The following is a 17655-nucleotide window of genomic DNA, read 5'->3' as shown; positions in this document are numbered from 1 at the left end:
CACACCACATCAACATGTCGCATGTAGTCAGCCGACACCAGCCGGGCGGGCACTCCCTCCGGGAACCGAAATATCGATACCTGCATCGCACTCGCACAAGATTTGACGAGAAAGAGGATCTCCATGGATCGTCGCACTTTCCTGTTGGGCGCATCGGGCGCCGCGGCGGCCACGCAGGTCGCGGCCGCCAAAGGTCGAAGCGCCGCTCGGGGAGGCATCGAGGACATCGAGCATGTCGTGATCCTGATGCAGGAGAACCGCTCCTTCGATCATTATTTCGGGATGCTTCGCGGCGTCCGCGGTTTTGCCGATCCGCGCCCCGCCATCCTGCCGGGCGGCCATCCGGTCTGGGCGCAGCGCAAGGCCGACCGCGACGGCGGCGAGATCGCCTGGCCCTTCCGGCTCGATACCCATGCAACCGCCGCCGGCTGCTTCGGCGGGCTGGATCATAGCTGGAAGGACAGCCAGATCCGCTGGCAGAACTGGGATGTCTGGGCCGACCAGAAGGGCCCGCAGACCATGGGCTACATGACCCGTGAAGACCTGCCCTTTTATTATGCCCTCGCCGATGCCTTCACCATCTGCGACGCCTATCATTGCTCGTTGCAGGGGCCGACGGGGCCGAACCGCCTCTATCATTTCTCGGGCACGAGCGGGCTGAGCCTCGGCCTCGACGGCGAATACGCCGTCACCAACGGCGGCTGCGACGACAATCCCGGCGCGGACATGGCCAAGGACGATCCGCGCTTCCCCGGCCTGCCGTGGAAGAGCTTTGCCGGACGGCTCGAAGAGGCCGGCGTCTCGTGGCGCATCTATCAGGAATATGCCAATTTCTCGGATAATCCTCTCGGTTCCTTCGTAGAGTTCCGCAATCTCGACCGGGCCTCGTCGCGCTATCGCCGGGGCCGCGCGTGGGTGGAAGGCTCGACGCCCGAGAATGCCGAGACATCCCGTGCCCACCATCTGATCGAAGCCTTCGCCGCCGATGTCGCGGCAGACCGGTTGCCGGCGATATCGTGGATCGTGCCGCAGATGCAGATGAGCGAGCATCCCGATGCGCCGCCCGCCTACGGCCAGATGCTCACCGGCGCGCTGATCGCGGCGCTGGCGGCCAATCCCAAGGTCTGGGCCAAGACCGTCTTCATCCTCAACTATGACGAGAATGACGGCTATTTCGACCATATGGTGCCGCCGATGGCGGCAACGCAGCCGCATTTCGGGGCCAGCACCGTCAGCCTGCGCGGCGAGGAATATAAGGGCGTGCCGGTCGGGCTAGGCCCGCGGGTGCCGATGCTGATCGTCTCACCCTGGACGCGTGGCGGCTGGATCAACTCGCAGCTCTTCGATCACACCTCGGTGCTGCGCTTCCTCGAACGGCGCTTCGGCATCGCCGAGCCCAATATCTCGCCCTGGCGCCGGTCCGTCTGCGGCGATCTCGTCACCGCGTTCGACTTCGACGTCTCCCATGACGAACGGCACGACATGAGCTGGTTCACGAACCTGCCCTCCGTCCGCCACTATCTCGACGAGAGCGACGCGATCTGCCGCACCGCTCCCAAGCCGACGATCGGCGGCAGCCACGGCGTCCCGAGCGCGGAAACCGGCACCCGCCCCGCCCGCGCGCTTCCCTATGATCTCGACGTGCTGCCGAACTGGACGCCCGAAGGGATGGCGCTGCGCTTCGTGAACCGCAGTCCGGTCGGCGTGGTGTTCGCGGTGCAGGACCAGATCAGCTTCCCAGGATGGCGCCACTATACGGTGGGCGCGCAGGCCTCGCTGGATGCCGTCTGGGCGATAGCGGAGGGCGAGCCCCATGCCTTGGTCGTCACCGGGCCGAACGGCTTTTATCGCGAGTATCGTGGTGACGCTCACAAGCCTCGCATCGAGAGCGGAATGCATTGGGCGCAAGGCGATTCCGCGATCCTGCTGACGCTCGCCCACAAGAGCGGCGGCGCGATCCCGGTGACCGTCCACTGTCGCCACACGGGGGCGAAGCAGGAGCTTCTCGTCACGGCGGACGGCGGGCAGCGTCTCTCCGTGCCGCTGAGCGCGGCCCATCGCTGGTACGATCTCGGCATCACCGGTCCGGGCCTCAGCCAACGCCTGTGCGGGCATCTGGAGAATGGCGCGCCGGATATTTCGGAGCCGGTGCCGGCCTGACCGCCGCTCAGGAGGAAAAGGCCGGAGGGAGCGCCGCCGTCCGCCGAAACAGCGAGGACAGCGAAACGCCGGCCCGCATCACGACGACGCCCGCGGCTGCGATCGCTGCGTGCAGCAGGAAGAAGCGCGCCGGCCCGAGCCGCTCGTAAAGCGTTCCCGCCGCCGCCACCCAGAGGCCGGCGAAGAAGCCGTGCAGATAGAAGATGCCCACCAGCAGGCCAACCTGCCGGCGCCGCGCCTCCGATGTGATGAGCGCCAGCCCGGCAGGCCAGACCAGCACGATCGCGAGATCGACCAGCAGCAGGAAGCCCAGCAACCAGATGAGCGGAAGGCGCTCGCCATGTCCCAGCATCGCGCCGGCTGCGAGGAGGAGAAAGCCGAGCATACAGGCCGCGCATCCGATCTGGATGCGCATGGCAGGGCCGATGACGGTGCCCCGCTCCTCCCACCATCGGAACGCCGCTTCGGCCACCCAGATCAGCAGGATGCTCATCAGGCCGTCCGCCGAGACGATCCATGATGCCGGCATGGTCAGCCCGCCGAGCTGCAAGGCGACATGACGCTCGGCCCAGATGAGGACGAGATTGAAGGACTGCTCGTAGGCGGCGAAGGCGAGATAGACGGCGCCGATGGCCGCGATCAGCCGGAACCAATCGGTGTGGGCGCGCGCATCTTCTTCGCGCTCGGCGCTATCCTCGCGCGCCGACGGCATCGCAGAGGCCGGCGTGGGATTTCCGCCATAGAGCAGCAATCCGAAGCCGATGCCTGCGGCGGCAACGCCGAAGCCCAGGTTCCAGCCGAGCCAATTCGCCACGGCGCCACAGGCGAGCGGCCCGAGGAATACGCCGGCGTTGAGGAAAGCGAGATAGAGCGCGAAGCCCCGGCGGCGCTCCCTCTCGTCGCGGAAGATTTCTCCCACCTGCGCGGCGAGATTGCCCTTCACGCACCCGGCTCCCATCGCGAAGAGCATCAGCCCCGGCAGCAGGAAGGCCCGCGTCATGAGGAGCAGAGGGCCTGCCATCATCAGGATGGCGCCGATCCTGACGGCCCGTCGCCGCCCGACCAGCCAATCCCCGAACACCCCGCCCAACGGGACCGACAGATAGAGAAGCGCATTCTGGAAACCGTATATCTGCGATGCCAGCGCCACGCTGGAGAGCGGCCCGTACAAATGCTCGAGAGCACGCTTCAGGCCTTCGAGCGCGATCACGCCGCGATCCCCCGTCGCCAGCACATGATCGACCAGGAAGAGCGCGATCAGCGATTTCACCCCGGAAACGCTGAACCGTTCGAGGGCCTCCACCCATGCCAGTCGATAGGCCGCCTGCCGCTCCGCGAATGCGCCCTTTCCGGGCGTCGCATCCCCATCCCACACCACGGACCCACCACCTCGATCGCCCTGCACCAGCCGCGAGGCCGCACTCCGACGGAGCACCGCCCCAGCCGACCGGCCTTTGGAGCAATCCCGAGACACAAAGGTGACAGGCCATGCAGGCGCAAGCGAGCCGCCGCATCCTACGCGTCGACCGGCCGTACCGCTCCCCTTTTTTCCGGCGGAAGGCGGACGTCAGGCGATCACCACCTCCGCGTGGGCGAATGCGCGGCTGTAATCGTCGTCCAACGGCTTGTCGGTCACGAGGATGCCGACCGCGTCGAGCGGTGCGGTATGAATCAGGCCGTAGCGGCCGAATTTCGAGGCATCCGCGCCCAACAGCACCCGCTCCGACGTCGCATAGGCGATGCGGCTCATCGCCGCCTCACCCGGATGGAAATCCATCAGCCCCCGATCCACATGGATCGCACCCACCGACAGGATGGACAGATGCGGCGTGAAGCCGCCGACATATTGCTGCGCCGTATGATCGGAAAAGGCGCGATAGTCATAATCCATCTGGCCCGCCGCTAGGAACAGGCAGTTGTCGTTGATGCCCCCGAGATCGGCGGCGACCTGCAAGGAATTGGTGATGATCGTCAGCGACTTGCAGTCGACCAGCTGCTTGGCGATGAAGCAGGAGGTCGTGCCGGAATCGATGAAGACGATCATGCCGTCGGACACGAACGGCGCCGCCGCGCGGGCGATGCGCATCTTCGCCTCGGCATTCTCCTCCATCCGCTGGATCAGCGGCCCTTCGAAAATCTGCGCGGCGAGGCGCGCGCCGCCATGCTCGCGGATGATGACGCCCTGTTCCTCCAGGATGCGCAGCTCCCGACGGATGGTTTCATCCGAAACCGCCAGCTCGGCCGCGAGGCCGGTCACCGACTGCACCATGCCGCCGCGCAGGCGCGCCACGATCTCGCGCTGCCGTTCCGTCCGCTTCTGAATGGCTTCCTCCCTGTGCCCCGACGAGCGCGAAACTGCCGTTGCCGCCTGTCGCGGTCAATCCGTCGCCGGCCCGTCTTCTGGATTGCGTGTCGAACGGGAAGGAGCAGGAAAGCCGCCCCTTCCCGACATGTCGGATCAGAAGCCCAGGCGGAACTGCACCCGGACGTAGCGCGGCGTCTGATACGTCACCGGCGTGCGATAGAAGGGGTTGGGCGAGTCGTCGCTGTTCTGGCCGAACTCGTTGTACGCCGTCACCGACTTCAGGTTGAACAGGTTGAACGCATCGATCCTGAGCGAGCCGTAGAGACCCTTCGGCATCGGCAGGTTGACGATCATGTTGGCGTCGAATTGATACAGCCAGTCGCCCTGGAACGCCGTACCGCGGGGCACGAGCTGGCCGTTACAATAATAGCTGTAGCCGTGATAGCTGTTCGCCACCGGATCGACGCTCGCCGGCACCGTGCCGATGCAGCTATAATGCTCGGGCGACTGGACGAGCAGGTTCGCGCCGAACTCCACGAGCTTCGTCGGCTTGTAGCTGCCATAGAGCTTGAAGGTGTGGCGGCGATCGTTGGGCAGATAGCCATAGGCGCCGTTCAGGAAGCCCGGAGAGTCGAAGTCCGCCGTCCGGTTGATCGAAAGCTGGCCGTTCTCGGACCGGACGCCGCCTTCGTAATTCCCCTTGTCCATCGCCCAGGTATAAGAGCCGGCCAGACTCCAGACGCCGTCGAACTTGCGGTCGAAGGTCAGCGTGACCGCGTTGTAATTGCGCTTGGGTGTCGGATAGCCGAGATCCTTGGCGCTCAGCGTCACGACCTTCCTGGTGCCGTCGGGCAACTGGATCTGGACGGTCGTGTCGCGGCCCGGATTGCCGATCACCCAGCTCGAACCTCCCGGATAGGCCGCGCTGCACTGCGCGTCGCTGAACCCCGCGCGGACGCAATAGGCGCGCTCGCCGGCGTCGGTGGAGAAGTCCTCGATCGCGTTGTTCAGCGTGCGGTGCGTGAAATAGGCGCCGATGTGGATGCGATCGCCGAACTGCCGCTCGCCGCCGATGATGAACTCGTCGGCCGACTGCGGCTTCAGGTTGCTCGCAATCGCCCCCGAATAATCGACCGGCGAGCCGTCCGCCGCCACGTCGCAGTTCGCGACCTTCGTATCCGGGCACGGGCGCAGGCCCGGCGCCAGGATCGGCGCGCCCGCCACCGGCGTGTTGTTCGTGCCCGTCAGGCCATTGAACAGATTGTAGCGCGTGTAGGTGACAAGCCCGCCCGCGACGTTGAGGTTGAGGTCGCCCGCCGCCGGCAGATAATAGCGGCCGAAATAGGCATAGGCCTTGGTCTTGCCGTCTCCGAACACATCGAAGGATGCGCCGAGGCGCGGCGCCCACTGGTTGCCCGAGGCGTAATAGGACTTCCCGTCGATGCCCTGATTGCTGAACCGATCGTCGCGGATACCCAGCTCCAGCTTCACGCGATCATGGAACAGAGACCAGTTGTCCTCGATATAATAGGCCTCGTTACGGACGGTGGTGTTGCCGTTATTCTCGTAAACGCGGGTCGTGTAATAATCGGTTCCGATCGGAATGCCGAGCCGGGCCGCCGAATCCGCGTTGGCGGTGAATATCTTGTAGAAGCCATTGCCCATCGTCTGGTGGATCTGGTCCGACCGGTCCGTCTCGTGGTCGAGGCCGATGCGCAGATGGTGGCCGCCCAGCAGCTGGAAGTTGAAATCGACATCGGCGCGATAGAAATCCCGCTTGTCGTTCGTATAGCCGTAGGCGTCCGTCACCTTGTTCAGGCCCAGATCGATGCCGGACGGATCGGTCCGGTAATCGAGCACGCGCTCATTGGTGATGTCGAGCGGAAGCGTGCCGTCCCTGAGCTTGTTGATGCCATAGGCGCCGGACACCGTGATCCACGGCGCGAAGGTGCCGGTATAGCGCGCGACGAGGTTCTGGCCGCCGGACCGCGCATCGGTGCCGCCGGTCTGCGCGCCTACATGCTTGGTATCGCGATCATAATCGAAGCTGCGCGTGTGCGTGGTGTTGCTGCTGTCGAAATAGGTGAATTCCAGATGCTGGCCGTCGGTCACATAGCCGTCGACCTTCACGCCCCAGAACGGATTGGTGTTGGTGACGCGCGTCGCGTTGTTCTGCTTCTGGTCGGGCGTGAAGGAGTGGAAGTCGCGGGCGTCGTACAGGCCGTAGATGAACAGCCGATCCTTGATGATCGGCCCGCTGGCCTGCATCACCAGCTCGCGCTTGCTGGCGGTCGCGTCCTCGTAATTGACGTCATGGGTCGCCGGAGAGACGGAGCGCAGGCCGCTCGGATCCCAGGTGCCGGAGACGCTGGCGTGGAACTGGTTGCTGCCCGACTTGGTCACGGCATTGATGACGCCACCCGTCGCCCGCCCGAACTCCGCCGGGAAGCCGCCCGTCTTGACCTCGATCGTCTTGTAGAAATCATACGGCACTTCCACGGGCGCGAGGCCCATGCGGAAATTGGTGATGTTGAGGCCGTTCACGAAATAGGCGTTTTCGGTGAAGGCCGAGCCGCTGATCGTGATCTGATCGTCAAAGGCGCTGTTCGGCCCCGAAGAGCCTCGCGTCACGCCCGGCGACAGCATCGCCACATCCTGCAACGAGCGCCCCACGGGCACACGCTTGTCCAGCTCGGCGATGTCGATCACCGCGCCCGTGGTCGTATCGTTGAAGTCGGCGGTGCGAACGCGCCTGCCATTCACGACGATCTCGTTGTTGTTGCCCTTGGGCATGGCCGCATCGGCTCTCACGAGCCGGAACGTGTTGGCGCCGCCATTGGAGCGGGTCAGCGGAACGCCCTGCTCCTGATAAGGCGCATAGCCGTCGGCCGTCACCGAGAAATCATAGGCGCCGGGCGTGACCTGCGAGAAACTATAGGCGCCCACGTCGTTGGTTCGAGCGGTCAGGGCAACGCCGCGATCGGACGACCGGATCGACACCGTCGCACCGGCGATCGGCGTGCCGTCGCCCGATGTGACACGGCCTGAAGCGACGATGTTCGTATAGTCCTGAGCATGGGCCGCAGGCGCGACGAACACGCTCATCGGGATGGCCACACCCAACAGGAATCCAGCGCGCAGAAGCGCGGTACGCGAATAGGATTTCACGATTATTTCCCCACGGATTTACGGATCGAATCCGAACGATGCCAGAATGTCCCGCCGGCTCTCCCCGGCTCGTGGTGGAGCTATCGAGATTCTGTGGAATCTTTGTGACATTTTCGGCAATTTCCATCACCATTCAAACAGAATGGTGTGAAAGTTCGTCGCCGAGCGCCAGACGCAGCGCCCCTGGAAGCTCACACCGCAGGCTGGCACCCGGACATTCAGGACCAATTCTTGAAATGATATATCGTTTTATAATGAATGCACGACTTGCACATGAGCGACGCCTTTCCGCTCAAGCACACATCATCGTGTGGGATTTATGTTGAATTAGCGCAAATCGAGGTCACAGCAAGGAGCCCGATCTCGCTTGGCAAATCGCATGAGGATAAGGTGCCGCGAACTATCCCCTGCCTAGGCAGGTCGATCCGCAAGATCCACCCGACACCGCCCCGAGCAACTCGGCAAGTCAGGCAGCCAAGGTTTCCCCTTGAACAGCCGGCATCGGCGACTGGATCACGTTCGGAATCTCGCTGGAGACCGGCGGCACCGGATAATATTGCGCATTCTGCTGCACCGATTGCGCCAGGGGCGTTCCGCCGAGCAGCTCGATCAGCCGCAGGCTCTCGTCCAGCCCGGACGACACGCCGCCGCCAGTCAAGCGATTGCGATCGAGGACATAGCGCGGATGGCCATCGGCGATGCTGATCGCCGGGAATTTCTCCAGCAGATAGGGAATGAACGCCCAATGGGTCGTCGCGGCATAGCCGTCGAGAAGCCTCGCCTGCGCGAGCAGGAGCGCCCCTTCGCAGACCGAGCAGACATATTGGCTGACGGCCGCCTGGGCGACGAGAAACTGGATATAGCTCTGGTCCGCGCCATACATCAGCGCCGACAACGCAGCCGGCTCGCCGCCCGGCACCCATAGGGCATCGCACGACGTCACCGACGTGAGCCCTTGCATCGCGTTGATCTCGAAACCGTTGGCGAAGCGCACGGGGCCGGGCTTCCGGGTCACCAGTTCGACACCGAACTTCGCCCAGTTGAACAGCTCCGACGGCCCGCACACGTCCAGCAGGTCCACACCGTCATAAACGGGGATGACGATCCTCATCTTCGCGCTCCATGCTCGCGGACGCCGTCACGCGCCATGGGGATCGCAGGGGAGCCCCGCGATCCCCAACCGCCACCCCTCAGCGAATTTCGACGTTGAAGGCAGGTTGCGGCGCCGCCTCGGCCTCTGCCTCCGTCAGCGCCCTCTCCTCGCCCGCAGCGACGAGCCGGTGACGCAACACGGCATCGCGGGTCTTGATCTCGATATGGACGGGAGGCTCCGAGCCGGGGCCCGCCACCGGCAGGACGAAATTGGCCGACACCCGCAGATGCGTCTGACAGTTGGCGCAACCGGCCACATGCCAGCGGCTCAACACCGGCTCATGACCGAGCGAACGACGCTCTCCATCGATCTCGGCATACGCGGAGATGATGAAGGAGCCCGGAATCTTGCTGCGATCGAGGCCAGAGACATGGACCGTGCGGGCATTCTCGGCAGGCTGCGCGGCCGCATCGCCGAAGAAAGCCGTGCGCTCGGCGAACTGATCGAGCGAACCGGGGCCATAAGCGTAGCCCAGTTGCGTCTCGATATTGATCGCGTCCGCGGCCGTGAAGGACGATCCGTCCGCCTTGGTGAAGGGGTCCAGCCCGGTCTGCATCGTGATCGTCTGGTTCGGGTCGGAGTCCGCCGGCGGCTGGTTGTTGGACCCGGCGCCGAGCACATAATGCGCCCCCGGATCGCTGGCATCGATCGTGAAGCTGTCCGTCGCGCCGTTGCGCTTCTGCCATGTCCAGAACGCATAATCGATGAAGCAGTGGTGGAAGTAGAAGATCGGGTCGAGCCCGGCCGTGTCATTCTCCCCCATGTCGCCATTGGCGCCCGGAATGAGCGAGGCCGAGCCCTGCCCCGGCACGTCGAAACCACCGACCGCGAGATGCATATAGTTGTGCGGCGTCTCCAGCGGCATCACGAGCTGATGCGGATTCGCATTGTTCCAGGCCGCCGCCGATGTCGTGTTCGAGAACAGAGTGTAGGTCGGCGCATCGAGGCAGGCGACGAACTTGGCGTAGATTTCACCGCGCTGCTTGCCATCGATCATGAAGCTCGTGTTGAGCCATTCGATGATGTTCTTGTTCAGAATGCCGACATTGACCCCGTAATCGGGATATTTGGCGTTGTGCGCGGCGGTGGCCACCCGGTCTTCCGGGGTGCCGACGAGGCCGGAGAGCGGATAGCGCACCGTCTCATAGCCCTTGTGCTTGCTGTAGAGCGCGTTGTCCCCCTGCACCTGATCGACGATCCCGACCGGCAGCACGAAGGATCGCAGCGGGTTCGCGATCCGCTTGCCGTCCAGCTCGAAGAACTCCTCGGTGAGCGCCCAGGGAACGCCCTTGATGCGCGACTCCTCGCTGCACTCGTCCCAGAAGGGCAGCATCACGTCCCCGCAGCCCTCGATGCTCTGCAATGCCTTTTCGAGCTGATACAGATAGACGCGATGCCAGGCCGGGAAGAGCACGGTGCCGTGCTGGCAATAGCCGCCCCACCACGCCGGGTCCGTCTCTCCGGGGCCCCGGAAAGGCTCGCCATGGAAGCCGCCGAGCGTGAAGAAGGAGCGCAGATTGCTCGGGTCCAGCTCCTTGATGCCCTTCCAGGCCCGCATCAGCTTTTCGAGCGGCGCCTTGTTGCCCTGCTCATAATCATCCTGCAGATCCGTGATCGAACGGCGGATTCCCGGCATACTCATGACAAAGCCTCCCCTCATGATCCATCAATCGGCAGAAATCATGACATGGCGCAGCGGGTCATTCATCCACTTCGGCAGCAATTTCCATCATTTCAACGAATTGATGGCTGACTCACCCGCGACTCCGCATCAATTTCGTAAAAATAACATCGGAATAACTTTTCCACACCCTCCACACATCCGATTTTTGCGTTCAAACTGGATGCAAATCTGCAATTTTTATAAAACTTCATTAACGATATACCGAGCATGACTCGGAACGACTCCCTTCATGGCTGGGGCGGAGAGTGGGATGCTCACGGGCAAATGGACCTACCGCATCTTCAGGAATGAGCCGGGGTTGATCAGCGGGGATGCCTCCGCCGCGCTGGCCCTCATCAATGGCGAGGGCGTCTTCGATCTGGAGATGGAAGGGAGCATCTTGCGCGGCGGGCTGGGCATGGGCCTCGACCATGCGCTCGCGCTCCGCGGCACAGTGACGCCAGGCCATGAAGACGCGCCGCTCCGTTTCTCGATGATCGGAGAAGGCATGCCCGGCACGCCGACGGAGGGCTGGCGCTACGACTATCGGGGAGAGGCAGGCCATCTTTGGCCGAATGCCGTCGATCAGAGGCCCTCGCTGGTCGGCACGGTCATACGGGTCCATGCGCACGGCCCGGATGCGCCGGCAGGAGCTACGGCGTCGTTCATCGCGGTGCGCCAGCCACCGCCGCCGCCTCGCGCCCATCGCAGCTTCGCCCTGATGGCCGACCTGTGAAACAGCGGCGCCTCTGCCGCCATCGCATCCGCCGCAGGCGGCATCGGCTGCATAACAGGCGCCTGCCCGCCATCCTCTTTGCCCTGCCGGCCCTGCTGCTGCTTTCGGTGCCCGCTCAGGCGATGGGCTCCCGCTCGCTTCTGATCCCCGTGTGCAATGGAGACGGTTCGCATATCTTCATCCGGCTCGACCTCGACGGGAAACAGCCCCCGCAACCGGACAACGACCATGGTCCGGGCCTCTGCCTCCATGCGACCTGCCCCGGCGAGTCCCGCCTCAAACGGAAAACCGCTGCGGATTGATCGCGTTTCGACGCAGCATCCCCTCCGCAGACCGGCCGGGGACGGAACCCCTCGTGCGCCCTCCCGTTCGCGATCGCAGCACGAGTAGCGGGAGCAAAGCGTCATGCGCGATCCGACAGGCTGGCCCACGCTGGCCGGCAATGATGCGGTGATCTGGAGCCGCTATGTGATCGTGGCGCTGATCGCGATCGGATTGGCCGGGGCGTTCCATGCCGGGCTCGGCGCCATATTGAGGCGAGCCGCCGCGCGGACCAGCACGCCCACGGACGACATCCTGCTCCGCCGCCTGCGCGGGCCGACGCGCTGGCTCTTCGCGGGGATCGCGCTGGTGCTGGCGCAGCCGGCGATGCAGCTTGGCCCCGGTGGGCGAGACTGGTGGAATTTCGTCGCGGCGCTGGCCACGCCCGCATTGGCCGGCTGGCTGGCGATCGCCCTGCTGGCGGCGGGCAACGAGATCGTCCGGGTCAGGGTGGATATCAGCGTCGCCGACAATCTGCGCGCGCGCCGCCGGCGGACGCGGGCCGACATCCTCTACCGCATCGCGCTGTTCGTCGTGCTGATGATCACGATCTGCCTGATGCTGATGTCGATCCCCGCCGTCAGGACCGTGGGCGTGACGCTTGCGGCCTCCGCGGGCATCGGCGCGCTTGCGGTGGGCGCCGCGGCCCAGCCGGCCCTCAAGAACATCATCGGCGGTATCCAGATGGCCTTCACCGAGCCGATCCATATCGACGACGTCGTGATCGTCGCGGGCGAATGGGGGCGGATCGAGGAGATCAACCTCACCTATGTCGTCGTCCGCATCTGGGACGATCGGCGGCTGATCGTCCCCATCGCCAAGTTCATGGAGGAGAATTTCGAGAATTGGACACGGCGCACCTCCGCACTGCTCGGCACCGCTTTCCTTCATGTCGACCGGACAGCCGACGTGCCCCGCCTGCGCCGCAAGCTGATCGAGATCGTGTCGGCCGATCCGCTCTGGGACAAGCGGGTCTGCGGCCTTCAGGTGACGGACAGCCAGCCCGATCATCTGGAGTTGCGCTGCCTCATGAGCGCGCAGGATGCCGGACGCGCCTTCGATCTGCGCTGCAATGTCCGCGAGGCGATGACCGCCTTCATCGCCGCCGAAATGCCCGAAGCGCTCCCTCGCCACCGGGAGCAGCTACGGATCGAAAGACAGCCGGGCGCCGGGGTCGGGCGCTGAACTCCGCCCCGGCGACAATACTCAGCGACCGGAAGCGAAGTCGGTCGAGATCGACACCGGGCGCCACTCGGCCAGGATGGCCCGGTCGGCTTCGTGCTTCTGCTCGATCGCGGCCACGGTATCGCTGCCGAGCGGCAGGCGGACGGGCGGGTTCGGCGCCTCCACGAAGGAGACGAGCACCTCGGCGAGCTTGGCGGGATCGCCCGGCTGATTATGGCTCAGCCCGGCGGCCACGGTACGCACCTTGCCGGCGGTTCCATCATAATCGGAAATCCGCGTCGGGCTGACCGACAGCGAGGAGGCATCGAGGAAATCGGTGCGGAAATAACCCGGCTCGACGACCGTCACATGGATGCCGAGCGGCGCCAGTTCGTGATGCAGCGCCTCCGATAAGCCCTCGACCGCGAACTTGGTCGAACTGTAGACGCCGAAACCCGCACCGGCACGGTAGCCGCCGATCGACGAGATGTTGAGGATGCGGCCCGACCGCGCCTTGCGCATGTGCGGCAGGACGGCGCGCGTGACGTTCAGCAGGCCGAAGACGTTGGTGCGATAGAGCGCCTCCACCTCGGCGGCGCTCGCTTCCTCCACTGCGCCCATCAGCCCGAAACCGGCGTTGTTGAGCAGCACGTCGATCCGGCCGAAGCGAGCGATCGCAGCCTCTGCGGCGGCGGCGGCCTGCTTCTCGTCCGTCACGTCGAGCGCGACGGCCAGCAGGTTTGGATGCGCGCCGAACCGGTCGATGACCGCCTGCGGATTGCGCGCGGTGGCGACGACGGCGTCGCCCTTGGACAGCACGCGCTCGACGATGAGCGCGCCGAAACCGCGCGATGCGCCGGTGATGAACCATGTCTTCATGGAAATGCTCCTTCGCCTTGGGAGGCCGACAGCGACGCCGACCTCGTGGGAGATATCTGCCTCTTTTCGATTGGCTCGATTAGCGGGATAATATTCCGATCAATCCTGAGTGAGAATCATCAATGCGTGCAACCGACCTGTCCGAGCTTGCCGCTTTCGATGCCGTCGCACGCCATCGCAGCTTCCGTCGCGCGAGCGAGGAACGTGGCGTCACCGCGTCGGCGATCAGCCATGCCGTCCGTAATCTCGAAGATCGGGTCGGCATCCGGCTGCTCAACCGAACGACACGCAGCGTATCGCTCACCGATGCGGGCGCCATGCTGCTCGCCCGGCTCTCGCCCGCGTTCGGCGAAATCGGTTCGGCGCTCGACGCGCTGAACCAGTATCGCGAGACACCGTTCGGCAAGGTGCGGATCAATGCACCGAATTCGATCGCCCCCTTCGTGTTCGGGCCGATCATGGGACGACTGCTCGGCAGCAATCCCCATCTCGAACTGGAGATCGTCGCGACCGATCGGCTCGTCGACATCGTGGAGGAAGGCTTCGACGCCGGCGTCCGGCTGGGAGAAAGCCTGCGCGACGGGATGACGGCCGTGAAGATCAGGCCACGCCTGCGCCTCGCCGTCGTAGGCTCCCCCGCCTATTTCGAACGACACCCGATGCCGCGGACACCCGTGGACCTGAAGGACCACGCCTGCATTCGGAACATCTATCCCAACGGCACGGCCTATGCCTGGGAGTTCAACCGTGCCGGCCAGGTCATCACGTTCGAGCCCACGGGCCCGCTCACGCTGGACGATCATGAGCTGATGATCGAAGCGGCGAAGTCCGGCGTTGCGCTCGCCTATGTCTGGGCGGACCGGGCCGAGCCGCTGATCGCCAACGGGCAGCTCGTCGAATGCCTCGCATCCTGGTGCGCGCCCGAGGACTGGCTCTATCTCTATTATCCCACCCGCAGGCATATCTCGGCCGGTTTGCGGGCGGTGATCGATGCTCTCAGGATCTGATCGCCAGCCTGCGGACCGCCTCGGCCAGATCCGGCGGATAGACGGGAACCGGGCTCGCCTCGATCTCGTCCGCCGTCCACCAGCGCAATTCGCGCAGCACGGCGCGCTCCGCCTCGTCGACGCCGCCAAGACTGACCGGCCCACCCGGAAAATGGGCGAGGTAGAAGGCGTCGACATTGTCGACCACCTCATGCCTGAACTCGAACACGCCCGAAGCATGATGCACCGGCCCCGAGAGCGGCAGCGACAGGCCAACTTCCTCGTGCAGCTCCCGCCGGGCCGCTTCCAGCGATTCCTCGCCGGGCTCAACCTCGCCTCCCGGTGTCGCCCAGAAGATATAGGGGCCGCTCATCCGCTCGATCACGAAGCGCAGCAGCAGCACCCGCCCGCCGTCATCGAGCAGAATTATGCGCGCGGATCGCCGCAGCCGGTTGGGTGTGTCCGTCATGGAGCCAGCGGATCGCAGAAAAGCGCAACCTCGTCGAGCGGTCGGCCCTGCGTCTATGCACCGCCCCGAAGCGGATGCCCTGCCCCGAGCGCGGTGTGGGCAGAGCGCTCGTCGCCCTCGTCATTATGGGCGGAGCTGAAGCTGACGCGATTGCGGCCGGATCGCTTGGCAGCATAGAGCGCCTTGTCCGCGAGCCGATAAAGCGCCCGGAAGTCGGGGTATCCGGTCGTCTGGGCCACGCCGATGCTGGCAGTCACTCCCCCGCCCGGCCCGAGCCCGTACCGGCAGGCCGCGATATCCTCGCGGACGCTTTCGGCGAAGCGTTGCAGCGCGGCCGTCTCAAGCCCTTCGATGATGATGACGAACTCTTCCCCGCCCAATCGGGCCACGTGGCACCGCGCCTGTTCCCAGCGCACGATCTGCGATGCGATCCTCGTCAGGACGAGATCGCCGGCGTCATGGCCATATTGGTCGTTGATGAGCTTGAAGCGATCGACGTCGATCAGCAGCAGCGCGACCGGCATGTCGGGATCGTCGCCCTGGCGCGACTTCGCCTCCAGCACTTCGATGACACCACGACGGTTCAGCAGCCCGGTGAGAGGATCACGACGCGCCAGCTCTTGCGCCTGCGCCTCGGCGATGCGGGCGGCGTCACGATCGATGCGCAGCTTCGCATATTTGTGCGAGGCGGTGATCGAGAGCCAGAGCGTTTGCCAGGCCGCGGCGAACAGGATCAGGATCTGCGCCCCGCCTCCCCAGAAGATCGTGTTCGGGTTCGTCATCTGGAGCGCAGCCAGCATCAGCATCGGGAGCGACCAGGCGCCGACGAGATTACGCGCATCCGTGCTCTTCCGCAGCGAAGCGAGAGCGAGGCAGATCGCGACAAGCCCCAGATCGACCAGGATCAATGCACCCAGCACATTTCCCAGCTCGACGATCGGACCGGACCGCATGACCGCCAGGGGCAGACCGAAGATCCCCACCGCGATGCCGGACAGGAGCGCCGCCCTGCGCAGGCCGGCGGGCAGCGTCGTCCGGTCGATCGCGGTCACAGCGCTCGCCGTGGCGAGCGTGATCGCGAGGCAGGACAAGGCGGTGCAGCTCTGCGCGGAAAGCGCTCCCGCCATTCCAGGGAACAGGAAAAGGTGGAGTTGCGACCAGATCGCTCCCCACAGGACCATGCAGCCAGCCCACGCCGCCTGCCACGCAGGAAAGGCCCGCCGGACGGCGACGGCCAGCCCGGCATTGTAGAGCGCACAGACCAGCAGAAGGGTCAGCGCCGTCGAGACCGTCCCGGCGAGCGCGATCGCCTCATAGCTCGCCTCGCCATGATCCATCAGGCGCATACGCAGCAGCTTGGTGCTGGCGAGCCGGTCGAAGCGCAGGGTCACGGCCGTGACGGGCACGTCGCGCATCGGGGCATCGAACGCGATCTGGCCCCCTGCCCGCCAATGCGATCCGAAATCGCCGCCGCGCACCTCGGACTGCGCCACGAAGCCATCGGCATAGCGGAACGCCACGGACAGGCGATCGAACCGCGAATTGTGGACCACAAGCATCAGGTCATTGCCGTCGACCGGCAATCCGCGAAGACTCGTGCGCAACCAGAGCGAACCATCCTGATAGCCGTGCGGCTCGCCACGGCAGGCAAGCGGCGCCGGGGCCTCCTGAGCGGTCGCCACCCGTTCGCTCACCGCGTGACAGAGGGTCGGCCCCAGCACGACTTCGCTCGCCGAGGCTTCCGACGGCCAAAGGCCAGCCAGCAAGGCGCAAGTCAGGAGCAGCATCGCCGCTCTACCAAGGCCACGGAATCTTCCCATCTCCCTCCCGCCGATGCCCCACAAAACCTTCGATTGCATTACCGGCCGGCCGGGTTGCGCCGAGGCGTTCTATCGAAGGGGCCCCCTCTTCCAGCATCCGGCCGGAACCGCCTCATACTGGCGATCATGGGCCACATCCTCCATGAACGCTGTGCCGCGAAAGCACAATCCGTACGGGATGGGCACGCCCTCGATTGCAGAGCCCCCGCATGAAGGTCCGTTACCGCGCGTCTCGGATTTTCAGCGCGGGCCGGCCCCCGCCCCGAGCGGGATAAGGTCGCCCATCGGATCGAGCACGGTGACGGCCGCCCGCTCCCCTGTGCCGGCCGCATCATGCCAGCTCCACAGCACGAGACAGACACCACCGCGATGCTGGACCGAGGGCACCAGCGCGCCCGCCGCCCCCTCCGCCATCATCCGCTCGACGAGGAGCCAGCTCGGCGGAATGTCGCCGGCACGCATCCGGGCGGTCCAGTCGCAACGGACGGCATCCGCGACCTCCGCATCGCGCGGGCGGCCGGCACCGTCGGTCAGGTCCGCGATGGCATCCGAGCGGATGTCATAGGGGACGAGCGTGCCCGGCTTGGGCAGCCCGCGATGATATTCGGCGATGGCGACATCGTGGCTCGCACCGAGATAGAGCGCAGGCGCGCCCTTGGCGTTCCACCGACCGCCGTAGAGGCGCGCGCCCTCCCCCGACAGCGGATCGCGTTGCCACGGCACGCGGATCATGCGCCAGAAACGGCCGGCGATCGGATGAAGGTCGGGTGCGGTCATGTGGCCAGCGTGCCGGGCACGGAGACCGGGTGATAGCAGAGCGCGTCCGGGAGC

General features: G+C 65.2%; 14 protein-coding genes. 5 read left to right on the top strand and 9 right to left on the bottom strand.

The window, feature by feature from the left end; all coding sequences use genetic code 11:
* Positions 1-123: 123 nt before the first annotated feature.
* Complete coding sequence (locus ST3T6A_RS0110650) at positions 124-2160, top strand: phosphocholine-specific phospholipase C (protein WP_019832906.1); 2037 nt, start codon at positions 124-126, stop codon at positions 2158-2160.
* Positions 2161-2167: 7 nt separating this feature from the next.
* Here the strand turns inward: ST3T6A_RS0110650 and ST3T6A_RS19910 are convergent, their stop codons facing one another.
* The 5 genes from ST3T6A_RS19910 to ST3T6A_RS0110625 form a co-directional block, all read right to left on the bottom strand.
* The gene (locus ST3T6A_RS19910; RefSeq protein WP_162140528.1) at positions 2168-3595 is read right to left on the bottom strand and encodes a POT-type proton-dependent oligopeptide transporter; all 1428 of its coding nucleotides are present in this window, start codon (positions 3593-3595) and stop codon (positions 2168-2170) included.
* Between the two features lie 132 nt (positions 3596-3727).
* Positions 3728-4483: a DeoR/GlpR family DNA-binding transcription regulator gene (locus ST3T6A_RS0110640; protein ID WP_026359611.1), complete on the bottom strand. Its 756-nt coding sequence runs from the start codon at positions 4481-4483 to the stop codon at positions 3728-3730.
* A 135-nt stretch (positions 4484-4618) separates the two neighbouring features.
* Positions 4619-7633, bottom strand: coding sequence for a TonB-dependent receptor (locus tag ST3T6A_RS0110635; protein WP_019832903.1), 3015 nt, complete (start codon positions 7631-7633; stop codon positions 4619-4621).
* Positions 7634-8099: 466 nt separating this feature from the next.
* Positions 8100-8744, bottom strand: coding sequence for a DJ-1/PfpI family protein (locus ST3T6A_RS0110630; protein WP_019832902.1), 645 nt, complete (start codon positions 8742-8744; stop codon positions 8100-8102).
* A gap of 79 nt (positions 8745-8823) precedes the next feature.
* Complete coding sequence (locus ST3T6A_RS0110625) at positions 8824-10428, bottom strand: tyrosinase family protein (protein WP_026359610.1); 1605 nt, start codon at positions 10426-10428, stop codon at positions 8824-8826.
* A 292-nt stretch (positions 10429-10720) separates the two neighbouring features.
* Here ST3T6A_RS0110625 and ST3T6A_RS19905 point away from each other — a divergent pair, with 292 nt between their 5' ends.
* The 3 genes from ST3T6A_RS19905 to ST3T6A_RS0110610 all read left to right on the top strand — a co-directional run bounded on the left by ST3T6A_RS19905 (position 10721) and on the right by ST3T6A_RS0110610 (position 12691).
* Positions 10721-11185, top strand: a complete 465-nt coding sequence (locus ST3T6A_RS19905; protein WP_019832900.1) for a hypothetical protein — start codon at positions 10721-10723, stop codon at positions 11183-11185.
* Entirely contained in the window at positions 11182-11487 is a 306-nt protein-coding gene (locus ST3T6A_RS0110615) for a hypothetical protein (RefSeq protein ID WP_019832899.1), read from the top strand. The genes ST3T6A_RS19905 and ST3T6A_RS0110615 overlap by 4 nt, the downstream gene beginning before the upstream one ends.
* Positions 11488-11590: 103 nt before the next feature.
* The gene (locus ST3T6A_RS0110610) at positions 11591-12691 is read left to right on the top strand and encodes a mechanosensitive ion channel family protein (protein ID WP_019832898.1); all 1101 of its coding nucleotides are present in this window, start codon (positions 11591-11593) and stop codon (positions 12689-12691) included.
* A 21-nt stretch (positions 12692-12712) separates the two neighbouring features.
* Here ST3T6A_RS0110610 and ST3T6A_RS0110605 read toward each other — a convergent pair whose 3' ends face one another.
* The gene (locus ST3T6A_RS0110605) at positions 12713-13549 is read right to left on the bottom strand and encodes an oxidoreductase (RefSeq protein ID WP_019832897.1); all 837 of its coding nucleotides are present in this window, start codon (positions 13547-13549) and stop codon (positions 12713-12715) included.
* Positions 13550-13671: 122 nt separating this feature from the next.
* Between ST3T6A_RS0110605 and ST3T6A_RS0110600 the strand changes: the two genes are divergently transcribed.
* Positions 13672-14556, top strand: coding sequence for a LysR family transcriptional regulator (locus tag ST3T6A_RS0110600; protein WP_019832896.1), 885 nt, complete (start codon positions 13672-13674; stop codon positions 14554-14556).
* On the opposite strand, the gene ST3T6A_RS19900 is transcribed toward ST3T6A_RS0110600, so the two are convergent.
* The 3 genes from ST3T6A_RS19900 to ST3T6A_RS0110585 all read right to left on the bottom strand — a co-directional run bounded on the left by ST3T6A_RS19900 (position 14546) and on the right by ST3T6A_RS0110585 (position 17601).
* A complete protein-coding gene (locus tag ST3T6A_RS19900; RefSeq protein WP_019832895.1) occupies positions 14546-15004 on the bottom strand; it encodes an NUDIX hydrolase in 459 nt (152 codons plus the stop codon). The genes ST3T6A_RS0110600 and ST3T6A_RS19900 overlap by 11 nt on opposite strands.
* A gap of 53 nt (positions 15005-15057) precedes the next feature.
* Positions 15058-16770 carry a GGDEF domain-containing protein gene (locus tag ST3T6A_RS19895; RefSeq protein ID WP_162140527.1) on the bottom strand — a complete coding sequence of 571 codons (1713 nt, stop codon included), beginning with the start codon at positions 16768-16770 and terminating at the stop codon, positions 15058-15060.
* A 294-nt stretch (positions 16771-17064) separates the two neighbouring features.
* Entirely contained in the window at positions 17065-17601 is a 537-nt protein-coding gene (locus ST3T6A_RS0110585; RefSeq protein WP_019832893.1) for an RES family NAD+ phosphorylase, read from the bottom strand.
* Positions 17602-17655 lie beyond the last annotated feature (54 nt).

The organism is Sphingomonas sp. PR090111-T3T-6A (assembly GCF_000383095.1).
Classification (GTDB): Bacteria; Pseudomonadota; Alphaproteobacteria; order Sphingomonadales; family Sphingomonadaceae; genus Solisphingomonas.
This window is presented reverse-complemented; position numbering and strand designations above follow the sequence as displayed.